1 protein-coding gene and 1 pseudogene are annotated in these 2,291 nt (G+C 39.5%); both read right to left on the bottom strand.

The features are described 5' to 3' along the window. Window positions 1-321 precede the first annotated feature (321 nt). Window positions 322-2,004 (bottom strand): FtsK/SpoIIIE domain-containing protein, encoded by a 1,683-nt coding sequence (locus tag BZZ03_RS11740; RefSeq protein ID WP_086583405.1) that lies wholly within the window; start codon window positions 2,002-2,004, stop codon window positions 322-324. A gap of 6 nt (window positions 2,005-2,010) precedes the next feature. After that, a pseudogene (locus tag BZZ03_RS11735) lies at window positions 2,011-2,291 on the bottom strand (DUF961 family protein); the annotation flags it as partial.

The raw sequence follows: 2,291 nt of genomic DNA, 5'->3' as shown, positions 1-2,291 counted from the left end.
TAAGGTAGTGTCACTTCTTACCCCCCTCATTAGCACTCTGGGGGTTTATCGAGTGGCGGCTTACGCCACCACTCCGTGCATTCGCACGCTCACTCCTTACGCTTCGCACGGAGCTATGCTTACGCTACTGCACGCATTAAATCCAAATAGAGAAGAACAGCTCCTCAATAAGTGGAAACTGCTGTCACGCACTACCGTTTGTGAGGGCAGTACGACCGTGGAAAATTGCTTGCCTTTGGCAAGTCGTCCTTCGGACAGACGGACAAGTCCTATAATTTACGCACCGCCGACTGCAGGTTTTATCAATTTTTTTGAATAAATCTAAGCCGTAGGCTTATTGAAATTCTCAAAATCTTTTTTGTACTCCGCTTCATCCGCCAAGATTTCATCAATAGCCGCATTCAAGGTCAATTCTCCTGCTTCTTTGGCAGAAAAAACAGCCTGAAGGGCATAATAATCATCTTCAGTATAAGGCGCTTCCTCTCGAATAGAAAAGCCCCCTGCAGCTAAACGCTCAATCACTGTTTTTACAGTTTTATTTGGCTGTTCCAATTTGCGGCTTAAAGATGTGATGGTATAAGTTTTATCTTCTAATTGTCCTGCTTCAGCACGTTCTTGCTCAATATTTGAGATAGGAGGTGCTTCTAACTGAACAGGTTGAACTTCTTCCAACACAGGAAGTTTTGCAAGTTCTGAGATAAAATCATAACCTTCCGCAATAGGCACAAGTGGACTATAAAATTCACGTGCCAATTCACCATTATTTGAAACATAGCCACGACCGATTTTCCCTTTAATATATTTAAAGGTTTTCTTTTCGTTTTCATCCCCAAAAATCATACGATAACCGGAAGCCGTTAAACGACCAACCGCCAAACGTTTCATGAAGTTATCACGTAGCGCTGTTTTAAGGTATTCCCCATCAGGGCGTTGCATAGCCAAGATAAGAAATACGCCTGAAGCACGACCTTTCAAGACAATCTGAGTGACCCATTGAATCACTTCATCATATTCTTGATAAGATAAACTTGCAATGAAGGCTGCCCATTCGTCAAAGAGAATAAATTCAGGAGGCAATCCATAATCTGAATACCGTTTGCCTGGCTTATATTCTGGATGACTGGTCATGGTATCATAGCGCTGATCCATAAATTCAACAGCTTGTCTTAAGCAATTCATCATACTTTCTTTATCGATGAAAACACGGTCTTTAAAAACTGGAACATCCTTTAAACCGACAAAGTCTGAGCGCTTAGGATCACAGATACTCACCCTACCTACACGAGCCAAGGCTGAGAGTAAGGACATTAAAAGCACCGTCTTACCTCCACCTGTACCGCCTGCAATCAGTAAATGTGGGTCTGATTCATAATTCCAGTATACCCCATTCATGAGTTTCAAGCCTAGTTTCTTATCGATAACAACATCATCAACACCAATCCTGTTTCGCTCTCCATCAATCGCAAACACATATTCTACGTAAGACCTTTTAGCTAAAACTCTATTTTCATTAATAAAGTTTTGCTCTTGGAAGTCTGCAAAGAAGGTTGTTTCTAGTTCTGCAGAAAGAGATAAGTATTTTTCTTGATGTGTACCTCCATCAATTGGAAAATAAGTATGTAATTCATAGGAATTGGGCTGCTTCACATAGATTCGAGCAAGTTTATGCCGTTCTCTTGTTCCTTTATCTGTTTTAACCGTCACTTTGTCAATAAGATTATGTTGCACAAGATAATTCAACAATAGCCGTTTATAATTTTTCATAGAAAAACTTCTAAAGTGACTATACATGAATACGAGCAGACCAAAACCTAAAGAAAAAGCTACAAAAAAAACGCCTGTCAAAACAAGAGCGAGCATTTTAGAATCCATTGCTTGAAAATCTTTATAAAAAGCTGCACTAGGACTACTCAAAATAAGCCCTACAATGCCTACAAAACTTTGACGGTCATATTTATCAGATAGTCTTAAACGAGAACCCTTAGACACATTTTTTTGTCCCATAGGCTATTATTTTTGGTCTGCAGCTTTATTTTCTGATTTGTTTTCAGGTTTTGGAGCAGCAGTTTGATTGGAGTGATTAACTTTGCTTGCTTTTTCAATACTATCGGCACGGAACTTCACACCATCATAATAATTTATACGGTTTTGACCAGCATAAGTCGTTACTTCTTTATCATTCCAGAAGAAAGCAGAACGATTGCCGAGCTTAACTTCATCTTCATAGTCAATACCATCAAATTTTGTGGATGCAGACATTTTAACTTCAATTTGTTCTTCCATAGCTTCAG

Origin of the sequence: Lactococcus petauri, from assembly GCF_002154895.1 — a bacterium.
Taxonomy (GTDB): domain Bacteria; phylum Bacillota; class Bacilli; order Lactobacillales; family Streptococcaceae; genus Lactococcus; species Lactococcus petauri.
The sequence above is the reverse complement of the archived record's forward strand: the minus strand, read 5'-3'. Positions and strand labels throughout refer to the sequence as shown.